This window comes from Psychromonas sp. MB-3u-54, assembly GCF_002836415.1.
Taxonomy (GTDB): domain Bacteria; phylum Pseudomonadota; class Gammaproteobacteria; order Enterobacterales; family Psychromonadaceae; genus Psychromonas.
Genome location: NZ_PJBP01000136.1, coordinates 1 through 18,772, shown reverse-complemented (window position 1 = coordinate 18,772; position 18,772 = coordinate 1). Strand labels below are relative to the sequence as shown.

16 protein-coding genes are annotated in these 18,772 nt (G+C 44.6%); 4 read left to right on the top strand and 12 right to left on the bottom strand.

All coding sequences use genetic code 11. The features are described 5' to 3' along the window. The first annotated feature begins 106 nt into the window (after nucleotides 1–106). Nucleotides 107–1,204, top strand: a complete 1,098-nt coding sequence (gene amrS / locus CXF72_RS10525) for an AmmeMemoRadiSam system radical SAM enzyme (protein ID WP_101038938.1) — start codon at nucleotides 107–109, stop codon at nucleotides 1,202–1,204. A gap of 29 nt (nucleotides 1,205–1,233) precedes the next feature. Here the strand turns inward: amrS and CXF72_RS10520 are convergent, their stop codons facing one another. From CXF72_RS10520 to sufB, 8 genes are all read right to left on the bottom strand, one after another. After that, nucleotides 1,234–1,551, bottom strand: coding sequence for a Rieske (2Fe-2S) protein (locus CXF72_RS10520; RefSeq protein ID WP_101038936.1), 318 nt, complete (start codon nucleotides 1,549–1,551; stop codon nucleotides 1,234–1,236). Between the two features lie 21 nt (nucleotides 1,552–1,572). Continuing rightward, nucleotides 1,573–2,112 carry a putative Fe-S cluster assembly protein SufT gene (sufT, locus tag CXF72_RS10515; RefSeq protein ID WP_101038934.1) on the bottom strand — a complete coding sequence of 180 codons (540 nt, stop codon included), beginning with the start codon at nucleotides 2,110–2,112 and terminating at the stop codon, nucleotides 1,573–1,575. A 5-nt stretch (nucleotides 2,113–2,117) separates the two neighbouring features. Beyond that, nucleotides 2,118–2,576, bottom strand: coding sequence for a Fe-S cluster assembly sulfur transfer protein SufU (gene sufU, locus CXF72_RS10510; RefSeq protein ID WP_101038932.1), 459 nt, complete (start codon nucleotides 2,574–2,576; stop codon nucleotides 2,118–2,120). A 1-nt stretch (nucleotide 2,577) separates the two neighbouring features. Continuing rightward, on the bottom strand, nucleotides 2,578–3,858 hold the full coding sequence (locus CXF72_RS10505; protein ID WP_101038930.1) for a cysteine desulfurase: 1,281 nt from the start codon (nucleotides 3,856–3,858) through the stop codon (nucleotides 2,578–2,580). Nucleotides 3,859–4,068: 210 nt separating this feature from the next. Further along, nucleotides 4,069–5,496 (bottom strand): Fe-S cluster assembly protein SufD, encoded by a 1,428-nt coding sequence (sufD, locus tag CXF72_RS10500; RefSeq protein WP_101038928.1) that lies wholly within the window; start codon nucleotides 5,494–5,496, stop codon nucleotides 4,069–4,071. 35 nt (nucleotides 5,497–5,531) lie between these two features. Beyond that, nucleotides 5,532–6,299 carry a Fe-S cluster assembly ATPase SufC gene (gene sufC, locus CXF72_RS10495; RefSeq protein ID WP_101038926.1) on the bottom strand — a complete coding sequence of 256 codons (768 nt, stop codon included), beginning with the start codon at nucleotides 6,297–6,299 and terminating at the stop codon, nucleotides 5,532–5,534. Nucleotides 6,300–6,301: 2 nt separating this feature from the next. After that, nucleotides 6,302–6,487: an ATP-binding cassette domain-containing protein gene (locus CXF72_RS10490; protein WP_442966040.1), complete on the bottom strand. Its 186-nt coding sequence runs from the start codon at nucleotides 6,485–6,487 to the stop codon at nucleotides 6,302–6,304. A 27-nt stretch (nucleotides 6,488–6,514) separates the two neighbouring features. After that, complete coding sequence (gene sufB / locus CXF72_RS10485) at nucleotides 6,515–7,963, bottom strand: Fe-S cluster assembly protein SufB (protein WP_101038924.1); 1,449 nt, start codon at nucleotides 7,961–7,963, stop codon at nucleotides 6,515–6,517. 392 nt (nucleotides 7,964–8,355) lie between these two features. On the opposite strand from sufB, the gene CXF72_RS10480 reads away from it, so the two are divergent. Next, nucleotides 8,356–8,727 (top strand): hypothetical protein, encoded by a 372-nt coding sequence (locus CXF72_RS10480; RefSeq protein ID WP_101038922.1) that lies wholly within the window; start codon nucleotides 8,356–8,358, stop codon nucleotides 8,725–8,727. Between the two features lie 218 nt (nucleotides 8,728–8,945). Here the strand turns inward: CXF72_RS10480 and CXF72_RS10475 are convergent, their stop codons facing one another. Continuing rightward, nucleotides 8,946–10,541, bottom strand: coding sequence for an alanine/glycine:cation symporter family protein (locus CXF72_RS10475; RefSeq protein WP_101038920.1), 1,596 nt, complete (start codon nucleotides 10,539–10,541; stop codon nucleotides 8,946–8,948). An 853-nt stretch (nucleotides 10,542–11,394) separates the two neighbouring features. On the opposite strand from CXF72_RS10475, the gene CXF72_RS10465 reads away from it, so the two are divergent. Further along, the gene (locus CXF72_RS10465) at nucleotides 11,395–12,321 is read left to right on the top strand and encodes a glucosaminidase domain-containing protein (RefSeq protein WP_101038917.1); all 927 of its coding nucleotides are present in this window, start codon (nucleotides 11,395–11,397) and stop codon (nucleotides 12,319–12,321) included. A 106-nt stretch (nucleotides 12,322–12,427) separates the two neighbouring features. On the opposite strand, the gene CXF72_RS10460 is transcribed toward CXF72_RS10465, so the two are convergent. The 3 genes from CXF72_RS10460 to CXF72_RS10450 all read right to left on the bottom strand — a co-directional run bounded on the left by CXF72_RS10460 (nucleotide 12,428) and on the right by CXF72_RS10450 (nucleotide 14,406). Further along, the gene (locus CXF72_RS10460) at nucleotides 12,428–12,937 is read right to left on the bottom strand and encodes a CIA30 family protein (protein ID WP_157823236.1); all 510 of its coding nucleotides are present in this window, start codon (nucleotides 12,935–12,937) and stop codon (nucleotides 12,428–12,430) included. A 301-nt stretch (nucleotides 12,938–13,238) separates the two neighbouring features. Continuing rightward, nucleotides 13,239–13,997 (bottom strand): SDR family NAD(P)-dependent oxidoreductase, encoded by a 759-nt coding sequence (locus CXF72_RS10455; protein ID WP_101038913.1) that lies wholly within the window; start codon nucleotides 13,995–13,997, stop codon nucleotides 13,239–13,241. Next, on the bottom strand, nucleotides 13,984–14,406 hold the full coding sequence (locus CXF72_RS10450) for a thiol-disulfide oxidoreductase DCC family protein (protein ID WP_101038912.1): 423 nt from the start codon (nucleotides 14,404–14,406) through the stop codon (nucleotides 13,984–13,986). The genes CXF72_RS10455 and CXF72_RS10450 overlap by 14 nt, the downstream gene beginning before the upstream one ends. Nucleotides 14,407–15,193: 787 nt before the next feature. On the opposite strand from CXF72_RS10450, the gene CXF72_RS10445 reads away from it, so the two are divergent. Further along, entirely contained in the window at nucleotides 15,194–17,980 is a 2,787-nt protein-coding gene (locus CXF72_RS10445; protein WP_101038910.1) for a glycoside hydrolase family 3 protein, read from the top strand. The last annotated feature ends 792 nt before the right edge of the window (nucleotides 17,981–18,772 follow it).

The following is an 18,772-nucleotide window of genomic DNA, read 5'->3' as shown; positions in this document are numbered from 1 at the left end:
TAAGGTTATTGTCTGTTGACGGAGGTTCTCATTAGAGGGCCTGCAAATACCTGGTGTTGTAAATAAACTATAATTTAGGTATATAACAATAAACAGGGTGATTACCATGGATAAGCAACCGCCAGCGTTTTTTCCTACCCGCTATTGGCATAAAGAAGAGGGCAAACATCAGGGAGAGGACTTAGTCACCTGTGATTTATGCCCTCATCATTGCCACTTACGTGAAGGGAAACGCGGTATCTGTTACGTGCGTATGAATCATCAGGGAAAAATAGTCCTGACCAGTTACGGTCGTTCTTCAGGCTTTTGCATCGACCCGATTGAGAAAAAACCACTCAACCATTTTTACCCCGGCTCAAGTGTGATGTCCTTTGGCACCGCCGGTTGTAACCTCTCCTGCCAATTCTGTCAAAATTGGGAGATCAGTAAATCGCGTGAGATAGATACCCTTTGTGATACCGCCATGCCCGAACAACTGGCTCTGGTTGCCAAAGAGCAGGGCTGTAAAAGTATTGCTTTTACCTATAACGATCCGGTGATCTTTATGGAATATGCCATTGATGTAGCAGTGGCAGCCAAAGCCTTGGGACTCAAAAGTGTTGCCGTCAGTGCAGGCTATATGTGCGATCAACCCAGAGTTGATTTCTATCGCCATATGGATGCCGCCAATATTGATTTAAAAGGCTTTACCGAGGCGTTCTATCATAAAATCTGTCACGGGCAGTTACAACCCGTCTTAGATACCCTGTTATATCTTAAGCATCAAACCTCAGTATGGTTTGAAATCACCACCTTACTGATCCCCGGTGAAAATGACAGCGATCAGGAGTTAAACAAAATGTGTCAATGGATAGCTGAAAACCTTGGCTTGAATGTACCATTGCATTTCAGCGCTTTTCACCCTGATTTTAAAATGATGGATAAAGAATCCACACCGCTAGCGACCTTATTACGCGCCAGAAAAATAGCCTTGAGCTATGGCCTGCATCATGTGTATTGTGGCAATGTCCATAATAGCGAGTCAGACAGCACCTATTGTCCAAGTTGCCAACAGTTGCTGATTGCACGGGACTGGTATCAGCTGGGGGAATATAATATTGACGAGTCCGGACACTGTTTGCATTGCGGGCAGCTATTGGCAGGGCGGTTCGCCGGACCTCGGGAAAATTTTGGCCGGCGGCGAGTACCGGTCAGAATAGAATGACAATACCGTCTATACCTAAACTTATTTTGTTATTTTTCCTGATCAAAGACCTGCACTCTATTGTCTACTATTCTGACCGGATAAGTTTTAATATTGTCAAATGCGGGTGCAGATAATACGGTGCCTGTTTTTATATTAAAGCGCGCACCATGACGTGGGCAGGTTATTTCAGCAGCGCAGATTTCTCCGCCGTTTAACTCACCATCATCATGGCTGCATCTGTTCTCAATGGCGAAAAACTCACCCGCGATATTGATTAATAACAGCTCTACTTCCTCAAACGCCAGCAGTTTAGTCATGCCTGCGCTTAACTCATTAGCGGGTAAAACGTCTATCCATTTTGCCATTCTATAAACTCCTGGTTTTCTTCAGAGCAGCCCGAGCTGCAGTTTTGCCGCATCGGAGACCATTTCGTAACTCCATGGTGGATCAAAGACAATGACCACCTCAACCTGGTCAACATTGGCCAGCGCCAGACATTTACGCTTTACCTCATCGGCTATCACCGTGCCCATAGCACAGCCGGCGGCAGTCAAAGTCATAATAATGCGCACAAGGTTTCGCCCGTCAATGAGTTGATAGCAGTTAACGTCATAGATCAAGCCGAGTTCCACAATATTGACCGGGATCTCCGGGTCATAGCAGCTTTTAAGCTGATCATAGAGTTGTACAAAGTTGACCTCATGATCAATCGTATTTTGTTCGCTTACGGCCGTTAGCGCAGGTTTTCCCAGGGCATCGGCATCTTCGCTGGTCACTCGCAATAACTGCCCGTGATAATTAACAGTGTAACTGCCACCCAATGCTTGAGTAATAACAACTTGATCTCCTTTCTTAAGGGTAATCATTCCCCCGTTTGGAATGGTAATAGCCTTACAATCGCGTAATACAGTCACCTGTTCAAACATGCAGTTCACTCCGTTGAAACGATTTGCTTAGTGATATTATTTAAGCAGGCGTTAAGCGCGTGCCAGGGCAGGGTTGCGCACTTGATGCGGACCGGGAAATCTCTAACCCCACCGAGCACCGTCAGTTTTCCTAAGTACTCACGGATTTTTTTAGGCGGATCAGGTTGCGTGACTAAGTTCTGAAAAGCATCAAACAATTGTCGTGCTTCCGTAACAGGCATGTTTTTGATTCTTTCGGTCATCAATGAAGATGCCGCCATTGAGATGGCGCAGCCTTGTCCCTCAAAACTGGCATCAATAATTTTATTATCAGCAATGCGTAAATAAAGCGTCAAACGGTCACCACAGAGGGGGTTGTATCCCTCTTGAGTATAGCTGGGGTGATCAAGCTTTTTGAAATTTCTAGGATGGCGGCCATGGTCAATAATCACTTCCTGATATAATGCGCGTAGTTCGTCATTCATTTTATTCCCCCATTTTTCCGCTGAAAATTTGGTTTACCAGCTGCAAGCTTTGCACCAATTGTTCAATGTCACTTTCATTATTATAGAAAGAAAAGGAAGCGCGTGCTGTCGCCGGAACATTAAAACGGGTCATCAATGGCATCGCACAGTGATGGCCTGCTCGAATTGCGACTCCCTGCTGATCGAGAATGGTACTGATATCGTGGGGATGCGCGCTATCCAGCACAAAAGAGATAATACTGGCCTTGTGTTTTGCCATGCCAATAATACGCAATCCGGCTGTTTGTTCTAATGCTTGGGTGGCATAATTTAATAACTGCTGTTCGCGTTGGCGAATATTGTCAAGACCTATAGTATTGATGTAACCGAGCGCCGCAGCCAAGCCCACCACGCCCGCAATATTAGGTGTGCCCGCCTCAAATTTGTAAGGTAGGCTGTTATAGTCACTGCTTTCAAAACTGACCCGGCTGATCATTTCCCCTCCTCCCTGATAGGGCTCCATTGCTTCAAGATAGCTTTTTTTGCCGTATAACATCCCAACGCCGGTAGGGCCGTAAATTTTGTGACCGGAAAAAGTGTAAAAATCACAATCCAAAGTCTGCAGATCGACTTTGAAATGAGCTGCCGCCTGAGCACCATCAAGTAATACCGGTATTTCTCTAGCATGCGCCATGGTTATCATTTTTTGCACCGGGGGAATACTCCCCAGAGCATTGGATAGATGGGTGATCGCCACTATTTTAGTTTTTTCACTTAATAACGCCCGATAACTATCCAGCATGATCTCCCCGTTATCATTGATTGGTATCACCTTTAACTGTGCGCCGGTTTGTTTGCAGACCATTTGCCAGGGCACTATATTGGAATGATGCTCCATGGCGCTGATCAGAATCTCATCAAAGGGTTTAAGGCGCGGCCGGGCATAACTCTGTGCAACCAGATTGATAGCCTCAGTCGCACCGCGGACGAAAATAATTTCCTCCCGTAACGGGGCATTTAAAAAGTACTTTATTTTGTCCCTTGCGGCCTCAAAGGCTGCAGTCGCCCGCTCACTTAATTGATAAACACCGCGATGAACATTGGCATTATCAAAACGATAAAAGTGCGCGACGCTATCAATAACAATATTGGGTTTTTGCGTAGTCGCGGCATTATCAAGATAAGCTAAGGGTTTACCATAAGGTTGTTGCGTTAACAGGGGAAAGTCACGCCGTATTGCCGGCCAGTCAACCTTGCTGAATGGTAAACTGCTATGCTCTGCTGATCGGTCAATTAACGACATAAGTGCTGTCCATTTTGTATTAACAGAGAAAAGTCACGCCGTATTGCCGGCCAGTCAATTTGCTGAATGGTAAACTGCTATGCTTTGCTGATCGGTCAATTAACGACATAAGTGCTTTCCATTTTCTATTAACAGAGAAAAATACGCGCCGTATTGCCGGGCAGTCAATCTTGCTGAATGGTAAACTGTTATGCTTTGCTGATCGGTCAATTAACGACATGATAGCTCTCCATTTTGTGTTGGGAAAAGCACAGGAAAGTCGCAAGCATCGTTACCCACCAAGCGGTTAAGTTGCGCCGTGACGGACAGCTGAATGAACTTACGCAGCAAGGGATTATTAATACGCTCAAGCAGTTCACTGACAAAGCCATAAACCAGCCAAGCTTGTGCATCACTTTGACTAACCCCCCGGGACTGCAGATAAAATAGAGCTTGTGTATCCAACTGCCCCACGGTGGCACCATGGTTACATATAACGTCATCGGCATAGATCTGCAGCTCGGGTTTAGTATCAACTTCGCCGCTATCACTGAGTAACAGGTTCTTATTAAGCTGCTGTGCATTTGATTGCTGTGCTTCTGGATGAATGATCACTTTACCGTTAAAAACTGCCCGTGCGTGCCCCTGAATCACCCCTTTGTAGAGCTGTTGACTGCTGCAATCCGGTGCTAAATGCGTGATTTGAGTGTGGTAATCAACGTGCTGCTGACCATCTACCAAATAGACACCGTTCAAAGTGCATTCGGCTTGGCTGCCGGTAAGCTGAATCTGAATGTCGCATCGTGCAAGCGCGGCTCCCAATGAATAACTGTGCGAGGTGAACTGGCTTGCCCGGTGCTGCTGCACATACATGGCAGCAATATGACGGCTGTTAAGCGACTCCTGCTGTAATTTATAGTGATCCAAATGCGCTTCAGAACCAAGGTGGATTTCGGTTACCGTGTTGATTAAATGATGATTTCCTGCCGTCTGTTTTGTGGCTGTCATGTCCGGATCGAAGCTGGTGGCGCTCAGGTCAATATAGTGCTCGATCAGGGTTAATGGGGTATTATTTTTAAGTACTATAAGCAGCCTAGGATAAAAAACAACGGGCTTGGCGCTGGTGGTAGAAATAAACAGGCAGTGAATCGGGGAGGCCATTTGGCTGTTTTCCGCTGCCCATAAAAACAGGCCGTCGGACATAAATGCGCTATTTAATGCGCTGAAAGGCTGTGCTTGATGATTAACTATTTTCCCTAATGTTGATGCCATTAGTTTAGGGTGATCCTGTAGCGCCTGAGCGAAACTGCTGAGAATAATGCCCTTAGGTAGGGGAGACATCGATGAAAGCTCAGGGTGATAAATCCCATTAATAAAGACCATGCGCTGCTCATCAGGACACAACTGTTGCGCTTTAATTTGAGCGGCTAGGGAGTCAATAGGAGGAATGACTGCTTGTTGGGCAATACAATATTCAGTCTGCTGCAGCTTTTTGGTATTAGTGTATTTCCAACTTTCATCATTGGGGCTTGGAAAACCTTGAGCGGCAAAGTTTTCGATGGCACTTTCCCGCAGGGAGGTTAACCAGGGCAATAAATGTCCGGGAAAATATGCCTTGCTTCGAGCAAAGTCTGTAAGCAAACGTTCACGGGCATTCATTCGCACCTCCTGTTTTTTTTAACCGCTATTTATTGCTAAGAAAGACCCTTAGGTAATAAATCTGCATAGCCATTTTTCTCCAATGCCAGGGCGAGTTCAGGCCCGCCGGATTTGACAATGCGACCGTCAAAGAGAATATGAACAAAATCCGGATTGATAAAGTTAAGCAGGCGTTGATAGTGGGTAATGAGAATAAGGCCGCGCTCCTGACCGGCATTAGGATCACAACGGAAGGCATTAACACCCTGTGCTACCAGTTTTAGCGCATCAATATCCAGTCCGGAATCTGTTTCATCGAGGATCGCAAGTTGCGGTTCCAGTACCAGCATCTGCAGGATTTCATTGCGTTTTTTTTCACCGCCGGAAAATCCTTCATTAATCGAACGGTATAACAGCTCCTCCTCCATGCCCACTTCCTGTACCTTGCTTTTAACCAGTTGTAAAAAATCAAGCGCATCAAGCTCACTGAGCTGACGATATTTACGTTGACTGTTAAGTGCGAGTTTAAGAAATTGCACGTTGCTGACACCCGGGATTTCCAGCGGATATTGAAAAGCCACAAAGAGTCCGGCACAGGCGCGCTGCGCAACGGAAAACCCTAATAAATCAGCCCCTTGAAAGATGACTTCGCCAGCAGTGACTTGATAGTCTGGGTGCCCAGCCAGAACATTAGCAAGGGTACTTTTTCCTGAACCATTAGGGCCCATAATAGCGTGAACTTCACCGGCTTTGACCGACAGATTTAACCCTTTTAGAATCGTATTGCCTTGGATTTCTGCGTGTAAATTATTTATATTCAACATAGCTAACTCCTGTGCCGAATAGCTCTGAGTGTATGATTTACCCGAGCAAACACATTAGCAAGGGGACTTTTTCCTGAGCCATTGGGGTCCATAATGGCGTGAATTTCTCCGCTTTTAACAGACAGGTTTAACCCTTTTAGAATCGTATTACCTTGGATTTCTGCGTGTACATTATTTATATTCAACATTCCTGACTCCTGCTTATTCAAGCCAACTCACCCGGTGCAACCTTCCAGGCTCACTTCCATTAAAGCCTGAGCTTCAACCGCAAATTCCATCGGCAGTTTACGAAACACCGCTTTACAGAAACCATTAATAATCATGGCGACCGTATCTTCCTGAGAAATACCGCGCTGCATACAATAGAATAACTGCTGATCACTTATTTTTGAGGTGCTTGCCTCGTGCTCGACTTGCGCTGTGGCATTTTTCACTTCTATATAGGGGAAAGTATGGGCAGAGCAATTTTCTCCGAGCAGCAATGAATCACACTGACTGTAATTGCGGGCATTAATTGCTTTCGGACCTATCTTTACTAACCCCCGGTAAGCGTTAGAACCATAGCCTGCCGAAATGCCCTTGGAGATAATAGTACTGGAGGTGTTTTTCCCGATATGGACCATCTTAGTGCCGGTATCGGCTTGTTGATAATGATTAGTTAAAGCAACGGAATAAAATTCACCGCGGGAATTATCCCCCTGTAAAATAACACTGGGATATTTCCAGGTAATGGCCGATCCGGTTTCTACTTGAGTCCAGGAAATTTTAGAATGATGGCCCCGGCATAGCCCCCGTTTAGTAACAAAATTGTAAATGCCACCTTTGCCGTTTTTGTCGCCCGGATACCAGTTTTGCACCGTGGCGTATTTAATCTCAGCATCATCAAGGGCAATTAATTCAACAACGGCGGCATGTAATTGATGCTCATCCCGTATCGGAGCCGTGCAGCCTTCAAGGTAACTGACATAAGCACCTTCTTCGGCGACTATTAAAGTGCGTTCAAACTGCCCTGTATTAATAGAATTAATCCGAAAATAAGTGGACAGTTCCATCGGACAACGCACTCCCTTGGGGACATAGCAGAAAGACCCGTCGCTAAATACCGCAGCATTAAGCGCCGCATAATAGTTATCGGTATAGGGCACTACTGTGCCCAAATAACGTTTAACCAGTTCAGGGTGCTCCTGCACGGCATCGGAAAATGAACAGAAAATAATCCCCACTTCGGCCAATTGTTTTTTAAAGGTAGTTGCTACGGAAACACTGTCGAAAACCGCATCCACGGCGACACCTGCCAGCTGTGCGCGTTCATGAAGTGGAATACCTAATTTTTCATAGGTTTGTAAAATTTCAGGCGCAATCTGATCGAGGCTTTTAGGGCCATCCGCAGCGGTTTTCGGGGCGCTGTAGAAAACAATGTTATCAAAATTAATGGGCGGATAATGCAGCTTTGACCATGTTGGCACTTTCAAAGTTAACCAATGTCGATAGGCTTTGAGGCGCCATTGCAGCATAAAATCTGGTTCATGCTTAAGCGCCGATATCTGCCTTATAACCGTCTCACTCAAACCTGCAGGTAGGCTATCGGTTTCCAGGTCGGTTACAAAACCATGGGGATATTCGCTGTCGACAAAGCGATCTAAGTTCTGCCGTGATCCTGCCATCGTTTATTTCCCCTTTCTGATTTTCTGTTACCGTTAACCGATCAGGATCATTGCTCAAACCTGATTTGTGGCGGCTAATATCTCAGGTAAACTTATCTGTGCTTTGGCAACTCTCTGCTTTCCGAGATGTGAGCAGAGCAGGCCGTTATTCACTAATACCAGTATAGTATCCGTTAGGTAAATGCGCAGACGTTTTGATGCCGAAATATCATAAAATATCGGGCTCTCAGACCTTTTAAATCCCGAATTTTAGCTGGGTTTTTGGTAAATAATTATCCTGCTAACAGTACTCCGCTTATCTAATACAGCGGGCTAACGGGTGAAAATAAACAGCAGGCCCTTTGTTATATGCTACTCTTGAAGCCTGTTTTTATAGAAAGAAAAGGGTGTTAATGAAGAAGACAATCAAAGCCGTATTATTATCCGCTTTTATCTTTCCCGGTGTGGGTCATCTGTTGTTCAAGCGCTATATTTCTGCGGCGATCTTGGCGACAACCGCTTTGACAGCAACTTATCTGTTGATTGCTAAAGTACTCGAAAGTGCCATGCTGATCGTTGATAAAATTCAACGGGGTGAAGTCGCCGCCGATGTAACCGCTATTAGCGATTTAGTATCACAACAGCCTTCAAGCGATGGTTTTCTCGGGACAGATTTTATCTCCATCATACTGCTGATTATTTGGTTAGTGGCTATTGTTGATTGTTATAGAATAGGCCGTTCACTAAAGAAAAAAGACTCACTTAAAAAGGTTGCTCCTCAATAATAAATTCTCTTTACATAAAAGGCGAGGCATTCGCTGCGCATAAGCTAGACCTGGCTTGTTTAACATGTGAGGTGTTTTCTATATTACCAGCGCCGGTCAATCTAAGCCGGGGGGAATGTTAGCTGTGCAATAATCATAGAATACTTAATGCGGGTCCGATGACCCGCATTAAGTATATAAAGCGAATGGTTAATAAAGGCTTAAATTAAGCGTGCCGTTTAGCTAAATTTTTCTTCAGCTGGCAGAGCTTGATCCGTGTCTTCCTGCTCAATAAATTTTCTGATTTTACCTGATTTTAGGCGCGCCATATAAGAGTTTAATTCTCTTTTCACTATCGGCATTAAGAAATACAAGCCGGTAATATTGATGATCGCCATGGCAAACATCGCGGCATCAGAAAAATCAATGACAGCACCTAAGCTTGCTGCTGCACCGACTACAACTAAGCAGCAATATAAAATTTTATAACTCATTTCAGTCACTTTGCTCTCACCAAATAAATAGGTCCACGCCTTTAGCCCGTAGTATGACCAGCTGAGCATGGTCGAAAATGCAAATAAGACCACAGCTACCGCCAGCACGTAGGGGAACCAGCTCGCCGTTTGACCAAAGGCAACCGACGTTAAGGCGACGCCGGAAGCGCCGGAAGCGGTCAGAATCTGCCCGTTTTCACCTATTAAATAAAGTCCGGTATTGGCATCAACGAGTAACTGCCCGGAAATAATAATCACCAATGCCGTCATAGTACAGATAACAACGGTATCGATAAAAGGTTCAAGCAGTGAAACCAGTCCTTCGGTAATAGGCTCATTGGTTTTTACCGCAGAGTGCGCAATAGGCGCCGAGCCAACGCCCGCTTCGTTAGAAAATGCAGCACGTTTGAAACCTTGGATTAAGGCACCAACAATCCCGCCTGTCACACCGACTTCGGTAAAAGCACCCGCGAAAATTTGAGAAAATGCCCAACCAATTTTATCCGCATTAGCCCCTAAAATCATCAATGCCGCTGCAACATAAAGCACCGCCATAAAAGGAACCACTTTTTCACTGACATTGGCGATAGATTTTATACCGCCAGCAATAACTGCAAAAATAATAACGGCAAAGACAACGCCGGTGATCCAGCCCGGATAGGCACCGGTAATAGTGCTTATTTGAGCATGAGCCTGATTTGCCTGGAACATATTGCCTGCCCCAAATGAACTCAGTACACAAAATATAGCAAAAATACTGGCCATTATTTTGCCTCCGGGAATGCCTCTTTCAGCAAAACCTTTAGAGATGTAATGCATTGGGCCACCGGAAATGCTGCCATCGGCATTTACATTACGATATTTTACACCCAGCGTACATTCGGTAAATTTAGATGCCATGCCCAACAGTCCCGCAAGCACCATCCAGAATGTCGCGCCCGGTCCGCCAATACTTAAGGCGACAGCGACACCTGCTATATTACCCAGACCAACGGTACCGGAAAGAGCGGTTGTTAAAGCCTGAAAGTGGGTCACTTCACCGGCATTATTGGGATCGGAATAGTCCCCCTTAACTAAATCAATCGTATGTCTGATGGCACGAAATTGAATAAATCTAAAGTATAAGGTAAAAACAACGGCTGCAATCACCAACCAAGTGACGATCCAGGGAAAACTAGTACCCGGTACAGGTGCAAAAATAAGACTCACAAACCAGCCCGTTGCATTTTCAAATGTTTTATTGATGACAACACCAATGCTTTGATCTGCGAATGCAGCTTGGCTTTGCAGCAGGGTTGTTATAAATAAAACGAGTAAAAATATTGATTTTTTTATCTTCATTGTACTGTCCTTAGTAAATGACGGGGTAAACTGAAAAAGATGTTTAGGGCTGCAGGTACTTGACTGACGAAATGCTGCTTTCTCTTTTTTATCTTTGTGCTTTCCTGCATAAGTAACCGGGTACTGCGATTAAATCCGATGACAGATATAACGGCCATTTGTATTTTCCTTATTAATTTCACAAGCTAATTATTCCAATAATAACCGCGTAAATTGGCTTGTCGGGGTGCATAGCGCGCGCTTGTAGTGCATTTTTCACTGGAAGATTGTTATTTTTAGTCTTTATTCAGCTTAATTATTAAAGGAGCATTAATCATGCCGTAATGTGAAATGGTTGTCTTTTTGTAGAGAATTAAATTTAATGATGCAACTTATTGACAGTGAGTCTAAAAATAGCCGAGTGTATCTGTTTCTCAGTATTTAGCGGGTCATGTTTTTACGGAGATAAAGAAGGTAAATAAATGCAACTTATTGTATTAATTAATAGTTCTTTCCAGTTTGGAAATAATGAATCAGTTGTCTTTTTTTTAATACCTACATGGATAATCCGGCACCCACAAAGGGGGGACTGTTTTTTACTTTGCCGTACGTTAATCAGTGGTTGCGCTATTTGTAATTGACTCATACAAACCCTAAAAACAAGCAACTATTTGATGATTAAGGTGTTATTAAAACTTCATAAAGAAATGACATTTAACGTCGATAAAGTAAAAACTGCATCTATATCGTTAAAATCTGTTAAAATACTCCCTCTTTATTATAACGAAAGACACGTTAGCACCTTAAATCAACAGCAAAGTTGTTTAAGCGCATTAATATACTTACCGCTATTTTACTCTGAGGAACTCTGCCCATGACAAAACTCTTTTCTGCCCGTTATATTGCTTTGACACTGATCAGCTGCTTATTGATAGGTGCCTGTTCCTATGTACTGAACAGCAGCAGTGAAAGTGAAAAACTGATGGCAAACCCCATTGAAGTCACTATCACGTCGCTTGATGATTTGAATGCTTTATTTGATAAATACCAGTACAACAATGAAAATTGGAATAAAGGCAACCGCGAAGTACCGCGTATTACCTTTGAAGGCGTTGGTAAGCACTGGGCTGAGGGATCAAAAAAACTGCCCGTAGAAACCAAAAAAATGATATTTTTCCGCCTTATGACACCTCTGGCGTTAGTGTCCAATGAAAATATTTTACGTGAACGGGAAATAGTTAAAAGTAGCCCCTTGGATGCGCTCAAACTTAAAAACATTGCCATTAAATACCGGGTTATTAAAGACAAGACAGACGAGTTAGATAAAGAGATGCGTAATACATTACTGGCCCGTGTTGATATTTTGCCCCCGTCGTTAGCACTGGCGCAGGCAGCTGAAGAGAGTGGTTGGGCGACTTCGCGTTTTACGCAGGAAGGTAATGCTTTTTTTGGTCAGTGGGATTTTACCGGTAATGGTATGAAACCTCGAGCGCACCGAAAAGAGCTGGGTGATTATGGCGTTGCGCGCTTTGATAGTCCACTTGCTTCGGTTGAAGGTTATATGCTTAATATTAACAGCAACAGCTCATATCAAAAATTACGGGTTTTACGCAGTGAACTGCGCGCCGATGATCAAGCGGCGACCGGCATTAAATTGGCGGGTACTCTGGATAAATATTCCGAGCGAGGACAGGAATATATTGAAGGACTGCGTGCTATGATCCGCTATAACAAGCTTGAGCAGGTCGACCAGGCGTATTTATCTGATAATAAGTTAATCCACTTAATCACAGAGAAATAATGGTTCTGTCTTTATAAAAAATAAGTTTATAAAACCGATAAAAAGAAGCTTGTTCGTACAGGCTTCTTTCATTTAAGGGCCGCAGTAAATATTAACCTTGGCACCTTTATAAAAAACCAATCTGACTAATTTTTAACCGGAAAGCGGCTAATTGTTTGTCTGCAATCATAAGACTAATTTGTTTAACATCCGCTAAATTTAATGGCGGCGCATCGTCAACGGTTGTCCCTCGGTAGGTCGGGATAAAATCGTTTTTCTTAAAAATTAAGCTATTCCAGTTGTTCGCCGGCGCATAAAAATCAACTTTGTAGGCAATCGCGCCGGGCCCCGTATTGGTTCTTAAACGTAACTGGTAACGACGATTATCTCCTTTGAAAGTAATAGATACCTTGTCTTTTGCGGCTATCGGTTTATTAAGAATGTATCGGGCAGAAGCAAAACCACCGTTGTTTTCGAATGAAAGCTGGCCGCTAAAGGAGACAATATTGTTTTCGATTGATATTTTGCTCCTTGAAATTCCGCCCATCACTGAATCATTCACTGTCTGCCAGCGGTTACTGAATTGTTTACTTTTAAAGTTAATCTCTTCGGCCAAGCTGTGGTTTATGTTTGTCATTATGATCACCAAAATTAGTACATATTTCATATTTAAAAAGTTCATCGCATGTCAGTCCGCTCAGTTTATTACCGCCAGTTATGCCTATATAAAGTGTCGATGTTTACCGGGTACCCCTTTATTTTTTTGATTCAGCTGTTATTACCATTCTATTTCTTTTCCCTGCCAGTCAATAAACGCCGCTTGATGCTCGGCAACGTAATTTTCTGATTCAGCTGTTATTACCACTCTATCTTTTTTCCCTGCCAGTCAATAAACACCGCTTGATGCTCGGAAACGTAATTTTCTGATTCAGCTGTTATTACCATTCTATTTCTTTTCCCTGCCAGTCAATAAAAGTCGCTTGATGGTCGGAAACATAACTTTCTGACCCAAGTGGTTTAATTAAAGATAAAAGCTGAGTCGCTACAAATTCAGGCTTAAATAATTTTTCCGGTGCGACATTGGATTGGAAAGGTTGGGATAATTTAGAGTCAGTGGTGCCGGGATGAAAGACTATCAACCTGACGTTTTTGGCACGTCTGGCATATTCAATGGCGGCTGTTTTTACGAACATATTAAGTGCCGCTTTGGATGCCCTATAACTGTACCAGCCACCGGCACGATTATCGCTAATACTGCCTACTCGGGCACTGAATACCACCACAACGCATGGCAACGGGTGCTTCAGTAAGGTAATTAACTGTTGCAGCCACAGACCGGGAACGACGGCATTTATATGCATAACCTGTTGAAATATATCGGCAGAAAATTGTTCTATTTTTTTCTCCGGTAAAAATGTACGGTTATGTAAAATGCCATTGCAGATAAAAACCTTCACGCAGGGAAGAGAGGTCGTTTTTATTTTTTCAATAATTGCGCTTAACTGCGCCGGGCTATAATCACATTCAAGCAGCTGCAATCTTTTTTGATTAAGCATGCGATCACTAAAATCCGCTGGAAAACGGCGGCTGATGGCATAAACCACAAGCTCATCATTCAACAGCAGGTTATCAATCAGCGCTTGTGCAATGGCACTGCTCGCGCCGATAACCAGGGCACAACGTTTAACGCCGGTCATTATTTTTCTCCTGCGCACTATCTGTGGTTTTTATACTACACTGGCCATTTTCACAGCTTTTATTGCCCATTAATAGGCTTGAAATACGCATTCGGTGTTTTGCAAATAACAGGTATGCCCAATCGGCACAGGGTTTGATAATGGGAAAGCGCAACACCGCAATCCAGGGTTTTTTGCCCACCAGTCGCCATGCATGACAGGTCACATCCAGTCCAAACAAAGTGACGCCGTTCAATTTTCCGTGCAGTATGTTGGTTGCCTTGATCTTGTCGATATCGGGAAATTTTTGTTCAAAACCGCTTTGGTGAATGTCCTCCAGCTGTATGTTGTTGTGCTGGTCATAGCGGCGTAATTCTTTCATTTCCATAGAGCACAGCGGGCAGTTTCCGTCGTAAAAAATCGTTAGCATGATAAACCTCAGGGACTTAAATTATTCTTATGTTAGGTATACGTATCAATGCGGTTATTAGATCTGTTTGTTTGTGTATCTCGCCATTAATCCGATATTTTTACAGATATTGGAATATGTTAGCCTCAATGGGAGGAAAAAGGGGAGACATTCAAAAATATTTTTCACTGGCCAAGGTACTGGTCAAATACGCAGCCAAATTCACCCGCTTTCTGATCCGCATTTTGAATACTTTTATGTCTATTTAAAAGAACAGTTTCCTCACAGAATCAAAATTAAATCAATTTTTGACGGTATAGTATTAAAATGCGGCGATAATTAACCACAAAAGTGCGCTATAACCGCTAAAATATTTTCTAAATACGAGGGTCTGTTGACCTTTGTAGTACGAATTTTGTTCAATCTAAAAGTGTTCTGAGCAAGGCATGAGGAGCGAAGCATAGTTATTCTATGTAAACGACGAATAACGCAGCGCAGGACGCTTTTAGATGAACCCGCAGGGCAGCTTGTGCATGCGATCGACTACGTTATGGCCTGCTTATGTAGAATAACTGCAGGGCCCAATCTCGGTGTTGTATGAAATGCGCACAAGTTGCTGCAAAAACGCACACGAAAGGTCAACAGACCCTGGCGTCACTGTTCTAAAATATAACGATAAACAGCAAAGCGCGCCGGCAGAATGCCCAGAGAAGAATAGCTCGGGCAATGACAGCCAAAGAAATAATTAAGTGATTTTAGACCTTGAATTTTTGCGGAATAAACCTTTTTAGGAATTGGAGACTTAACCATGCAAACAGAAAGAATTAGGATTGCTCAGAAAAATCTTGTCCCCGTCAGCCGTCAAGCCGCTGGCGAAGGTATCGTACTGCTGGAAAACAAAAACGCGATCCTGCCTCTGAATAAAGGAGAGACGGTTTCGCTTTTTGGTCGCTGCCAAATAGATACTTATCGCAGTGGTACAGGCTCCGGGGGCGCGGTTAATGTGCCCTATGCAATCAACGCACTACAAGGACTTCGTTCTAACCCTGCGATAAAAGTTAATGAACACCTGGTGACCATCTATGAAGACTGGATTGCACAGCATCCTTTTGACGACGGCGGTGGCGGCTGGGCTGCGGAGCCCTGGTTCCAACAAGAGATGCCACTCGCTGATGAGATAATTAAACAGGCTGCGGCTAATTCCGATAAAGCCGTGTTTTTTATCGGCCGTACTGCAGGTGAAGATCAGGATAACGCCGATGCAGCGGGCAGTTATCAGCTGACTGATATTGAAGTATTAATGATCGAAAAAATTAACACCCATTTCGACAAGGTTATTATTGTTTTTAATGTGACCAATATTATGGACATGTCCTGGCTGGAGTCGATCCAAAATAAGCAATCGATTCAAGCCGTACTCTATAGTTGGGCGGCCGGTATGGAAGGTGGTCACGCTTTAGCTGATGTTCTTTGCGGTGATATCTCACCCAGCGGCCGTCTGAGTGATACTATCGCTTATCAACTTTCTGATTATCCATCCTCCGCTAATTTTGGCCGCAAAGATTATAATCTTTACGCTGAAGATATTTATGTAGGATACCGCTATTTTGAGACCTTTAACCCAAAAGCTGTCCAGTATGAGTTTGGGGCGGGTCTTTCATACACGCAGTTTAGCCGTGAGCTGGTTTCACATGAAGTGCAAGGCGCCGGCATTAACCAAGTCCTGCAGTTTGATATAAAAGTAGAAAACATCGGCTCAAAACACAGCAGTAAAGAGGTTATCCAAATTTATGCTGAGGCGCCGCAAGGCCGTCTTGGTAAACCCGCACGCGTATTAGCAGGCTTTGCCAAATCCAAGCGACTTAAGCCGGGTGAAGATGAAATCCTGCGCGTCTGCATCGCACTTAAAACCCTGGCTTCCTATGATGACAGCGGTGTAACAGGACAGCGCAACTGCTACGTTGTCGAACCGGGCTGTTATCAGTTTTATGTCGGTGCTAGCGTTCGTCATGCAAAACTTATAAGTGCAACATTGCAACTGGAGCAGTTATTAGTGATAGAAAAATTCACTGAAGCACTGGCACCGGTTATAGATTTTGAACGACTAAAACCTGGCGAGCTAGGGGAAAATGGTCTTTATCGGGCAACTTACGAGGCTGTCCCTCAGCGCAGCATTTCGCTGGCTGAGCGGATTCAAGCAAACATGCCTAGATCTTTTGCTATCACAGGTGATCAAGGGATAAAGCTGATTGATGTAAAAGAGGGACGCGCTTCCCTGAACGACTTTGTGGCGCAAATGAGCCCAGAACAACTTGCGACTATTGTTAGAGGGGAGGGAATGTGCAGCCCTAAGGTTACCCCCGGCAGCGCAGCGGCTTTTGGCGGTCTTTCTGACAGCCTGTTTAATTTGGGTATTCCGGTGGCCGCCGCAGCGGACGGCCCATCGGGAATACGTATGGACAGCGGCCATAAAGCCACGCAAGTGCCTATCGGTACACTGCTTGCCTGTACCTGGAACAGTGAGCTGAATGAGCAGTTATTCTATCTTGTAGGGCAAGAGCTTTATGCCAATCGGATTGATACTTTATTAGGTCCGGGTATCAATATTCACCGCCATCCTCTTAACGGCAGAAACTTCGAATACTTCTCTGAAGATCCTTTAATGACCGGGATCATGGCGGCAGCACAAACCCGCGGACTTAAAAAAGCGGGGGTATCCGGCACGATGAAACACTTTGCAGCCAATGATCAAGAAACCGCCCGTGTTGATGTAGACAGCGTTATGTCACAGCGTGCGCTGCGCGAAATTCACCTTAAACCCTTTGAAATAGCCGTTAAGAAGGGGCAGGCTTCAACCATTATGACCGCTTACAACGCTATTAACGGCCATTGGACGGCCTCTAATTACGATCTTAATAGCACTCTTTTACGGGGTGAATGGGGCTTCACCGGGATTGTAATGACCGACTGGTGGGCTAAAATGAACGATCCTATTAAAGCGGGCAAAGAAGATAAAATCCATACCTCTTTTATGATCCGTGCGCAAAATGATCTTTACATGGTGGTCGAAAATGACGGCGCCCAGGGTAATAGTATGGGGGACGACACACTTGAAGCGTTACAAAAGGGTAGCTTGACCGTCGGTGAGCTGCAACGCAGTGCCATGAATATCTGCCGTTTTATTATGGAAGCCCCTGTTATGGCGCGTCCGCTTAAGGCTTATGAGCCGATTAAGACGTTTGCAGCAAACAGCTGTATTTCCAACGACATTTCAGCTGTTAATGCATTGCCCATTGAAGATCCGATCAAACTTAATTGTAAAACCAATACCAGTGTGACAATCGCAGTGGCTGAGCCGGGTATCTATCAATGTAGCGGCCTTATTCGTTATGATCGTAATTCACTGGCGCAATCGTCATGTAGCCTGTGGGTTAACGGACTATTTAGCATGTCTTTTGCAGTTAACGGTACCGATGGCAAGCTGGTGAAGGTTGAAGGGCTGCAGGTGAAACTTGAGAAAGGGTGCTATAAACTTGATCTGGATTTTGTGAAATCCGGTCTGGCGCTTGAGGGGCTTATTTTTACTAAAGTCTAAAAAATACGGCAGCCCTAAACACCCCTGTAGGGTGCATTCCATGCACCGCAAGCTATGATTGTTGCGCACAAGCCCTGGGGTTAAATAAAGACGGTGTCTGCCTCGTTAATCGGTGCGCAGGAGCGCAGGAGCGCACCCTACTGGTAATGTCATCGGTAGGGTGCATTCCATGCACCGCAAGCTATGATTGTTGCGCACAAGCCCAGAGGTTTAATAAAGGACGGTGTCGGCTTCGTTAATCGGTGCGCGGAGCGCACCCTACGGGTAATGTCATCGGTAGGGTGCATTCCATGCACCGTTAATAATGCTTGGTGCGCAGAAGCAACACCATAGGGTTTATGTAATCGGCAGGGTGCATTTTATGCGCCGTTAATAATGTTTGGTGCGCAGAAGCAACACCATGGGGTTTATGTCATCGGTAGGGTGCATTCCATGCACCGCAAGCTATGATTGTTGCGCACAAGCCCTGGGGTTAATAAAGGACGGTGTCGGCTTCGGGAATCGGTGCGCGGAGCAACACCATGGGGTTTATGTTATCGGTAGGGTGCATTCCATGCACCGCAAGCTATGATTTTTGCGCACAAGCCCTGGGGTTAATAAAGGACGGTGTCGGCCTCGGGAATCGGTGCGCGAAGCGCACCCTACTGGTAATGTCATCGGTAGGGTGCATTCCATGCACCGCAAGCTATGATTTTTGCGCACAAGCCCTGGGGTTAATAAAGGACGGTGTCGGCTTCGTTAATCGGTGCGCGAAATAACAACCTAGGGTTATGTTACCGGTAGGGTGCATTC

Coding starts and splice junctions, on each gene's coding strand:
- CXF72_RS10520 (WP_101038936.1), bottom strand. CDS start 1,551: ATGGCAAAATGGATAGACGTTTTACCCGCTAATGAGTTAAGCGCAGGC.
- CXF72_RS10460 (WP_157823236.1), bottom strand. CDS start 12,937: ATGACAAACATAAACCACAGCTTGGCCGAAGAGATTAACTTTAAAAGT.
- CXF72_RS10480 (WP_101038922.1), top strand. CDS start 8,356: ATGAAGAAGACAATCAAAGCCGTATTATTATCCGCTTTTATCTTTCCC.
- CXF72_RS10450 (WP_101038912.1), bottom strand. CDS start 14,406: ATGCTAACGATTTTTTACGACGGAAACTGCCCGCTGTGCTCTATGGAA.
- CXF72_RS10465 (WP_101038917.1), top strand. CDS start 11,395: ATGACAAAACTCTTTTCTGCCCGTTATATTGCTTTGACACTGATCAGC.
- sufC (WP_101038926.1), bottom strand. CDS start 6,299: ATGTTGAATATAAATAATTTACACGCAGAAATCCAAGGCAATACGATT.
- sufU (WP_101038932.1), bottom strand. CDS start 2,576: ATGAATGACGAACTACGCGCATTATATCAGGAAGTGATTATTGACCAT.
- CXF72_RS10445 (WP_101038910.1), top strand. CDS start 15,194: ATGCAAACAGAAAGAATTAGGATTGCTCAGAAAAATCTTGTCCCCGTC.
- CXF72_RS10475 (WP_101038920.1), bottom strand. CDS start 10,541: ATGAAGATAAAAAAATCAATATTTTTACTCGTTTTATTTATAACAACC.
- sufT (WP_101038934.1), bottom strand. CDS start 2,112: ATGTTTGAACAGGTGACTGTATTACGCGATTGTAAGGCTATTACCATT.
- CXF72_RS10490 (WP_442966040.1), bottom strand. CDS start 6,487: ATGTTGAATATAAATAATGTACACGCAGAAATCCAAGGTAATACGATT.
- CXF72_RS10505 (WP_101038930.1), bottom strand. CDS start 3,858: ATGTCGTTAATTGACCGATCAGCAGAGCATAGCAGTTTACCATTCAGC.
- sufB (WP_101038924.1), bottom strand. CDS start 7,963: ATGGCAGGATCACGGCAGAACTTAGATCGCTTTGTCGACAGCGAATAT.
- sufD (WP_101038928.1), bottom strand. CDS start 5,496: ATGAATGCCCGTGAACGTTTGCTTACAGACTTTGCTCGAAGCAAGGCA.
- amrS (WP_101038938.1), top strand. CDS start 107: ATGGATAAGCAACCGCCAGCGTTTTTTCCTACCCGCTATTGGCATAAA.
- CXF72_RS10455 (WP_101038913.1), bottom strand. CDS start 13,997: ATGACCGGCGTTAAACGTTGTGCCCTGGTTATCGGCGCGAGCAGTGCC.